1 protein-coding gene is annotated in these 2,186 nt (G+C 74.0%); it reads right to left on the bottom strand.

All coding sequences use genetic code 11. The features are described 5' to 3' along the window. Positions 1-106: 106 nt before the first annotated feature. Positions 107-2,186 (bottom strand): SDR family NAD(P)-dependent oxidoreductase (locus tag GUY59_RS46775; protein ID WP_161715132.1); only part of this gene is annotated, 2,080 nt, incomplete at its 5' end.

Genomic DNA, 2,186 nt, shown 5'->3' with positions numbered 1-2,186 from the left:
GGGGAAACTCCCGGCCGCGGCGGGTACCGGCCGGCATGAGCGCTCCTCCTTCTTTCCCCGCCGCGGCCGGGAGTTTCCCCGTACGGCGGTGCCGCTTCCTGGGTTTCTACCGGCCTGCCGCTGTGGCCTGCCGCGGGCGCAGCCGGTCCAGGACGAGAGCGGCCAGGTCGGCGATCGTGCCGCCGCTGCGCAGGATCTCCATCGGCGGGATGTCGATGCCGTACTGGTGGCGTAGCGAGGCCAGCACCTGCGCGCCCATCAGCGAGTCCATCCCGTAGTCCTCCAGCTTGCGATCGTGGGCGATCTGCTCGGCCGGCATCTGCAGGATCGAGGCCAGCAGCCGCGGGATGTGCTCGGTGAGGTAGGCCAGCACCTGGTCGGCGTCCATCGCCTCCAGCTGCCTGGCGATCTGCTCGGGGCTGACGTCCTCCTGCCTCGTCGCCGCCGGCATGACCGGCGACATGCGGGGCCGGTCCAGGGCGGGCAGGACCTGGCGTAGCCTGCTCCAGTCGCAGCGGCCCACGCCGGCCACGTCCGCGCCGCCGGCGAGCATGTCCTCGATCGCGGTGAACGCCTCGCGCGGGGTGACGGCCTCGATGCCGAACGCGGCCAGCCTGTCGCCCGCGCCGCGGGCCACGACGCCGGTGTGCGCCAGCGCGCCGAGGCAGACCGTCAGGGCGGGCAGCCCGCGGGCTCTCCTGCGTCGGGCCAGCGCCTCGAGGAAGTGGTTGGCGGCCACGTAGGACGTCTGTCCCACGTGGCCGAGCGTGGTGGTGACCGAGGAGTACAGCAGGAACAGGTCGAGTTCCTCCTGGCGGGTCACCTCGTCGAGGACCAGCGCTCCGCCGATCTTGGGCCGGAGCACGGCCGCGACCCGGTCGTCGGTGAGGTCGCCGATGTGGCCGTCGTCGAGGTGCATGGCCGCGTGGACGACGCCGCGGAGCGGGCGGCCGTCGGCGCGGGCCTGCTCGACGATGCGGCTCATCGCCGTGCGATCGCTGACGTCGGCCGCGTACACGTGCGTGGCGGCCCCGTGTTCGCGCAGGTCGCGCAGCAGGTCGGCCGCTTCGGGGCTGTCGGGTCCGCGGCGGCCTACCAGGGCCAGGTGGCGGGCGCCGCGGGCGGCCAGCCAGCGGGCGGTCGCCGCGCCGAACCCGCCCAGCCCGCCGCTGACCAGGTAGGTGCCCTGGGGGTCGAGGCGTGGCGGGCGCGGTCCGGTTTCGACGAGCACGGATTCGCCGGCGGCGTCGAACGAGATGACGATCTTGCCGATGTGCCGTGAGTGGCGCATCGCCGCGAAGGCGTCCGCGACGTGGGAGGCCGGGTAGACGGTGTGCGGCAGCGGCGTGGTGCGGCCGGCGGTCACCTCGCCGGCCAGTTCGGCTATCGCGCGGGCGGAGCGGTCGGGGTCCTGGGTGAGGAGCGTGCCCACGTCCAGGCCGATGAAGGCGGTGTTGTTGCCGAAGGGGCGCATCGGCAGCCGGTGGTCGGCGAAGATGTCGCGCTTGCCGATCTCGACGAACCGGCCGCCGTGGGCGAGGATCTCCATGCTGCGGATCAGGGCTTCGCCGATGAGCGAGTTGAGCACCACGTCCACGCCGCGTCCGCCGGTCAGCTCCATGATCTGCTCGGCGAAGTCCAGGCTGCGGGAGTCGTACACGTGCTCGACGCCTTGTGCGCGCAGGAAGGCGCGCCGGGCGCGGGTGCCGGCGGTGGCGATGACGTGGGCGCCTATGCGGCGGCCGTACTGGACAGCCGCAAGGCCGACTCCGCCGGCGCCGCTGTGGACCAGGACCGTCTCGCCGGCCCGCAGCGCGCCGGTGTGGCTCAGGGCGGCGCGGGCGGTGAGGTGGGCCATGGGAATCGTGGCGGCCTCGGTGAAGTCCATGTCGTCGGGCACCGGCATCACGGCCCAGGCCGGGACGACGGCGTGGGTGCCCACGCCCACGGCCTGCGCCGTCATCACGCGGTCGCCGGGGCGCAGGCCCGTAACCCGCGCGCCGACGGCGGCGATCACTCCGGCGCCCTCCAGTCCCAGGGGGAAGCCGCCGTGGAATCCTTCGAGCGCCTCGCCGGGCAGCAGGTTGACGGCGTGGACCAGGTCGCGGAAGTTCAGGCCCGCGGCGCGCAGTTCGATCAGCACCTGGCCGGGGCCGGGCGGCGGCGGCGACAGCGGCTGCCAGGTC

The organism is Nonomuraea sp. K271 (assembly GCF_009908215.1).
GTDB lineage: Bacteria > Actinomycetota > Actinomycetes > Streptosporangiales > Streptosporangiaceae > Nonomuraea > Nonomuraea longispora.
The sequence above is the reverse complement of the archived record's forward strand: the minus strand, read 5'-3'. Positions and strand labels throughout refer to the sequence as shown.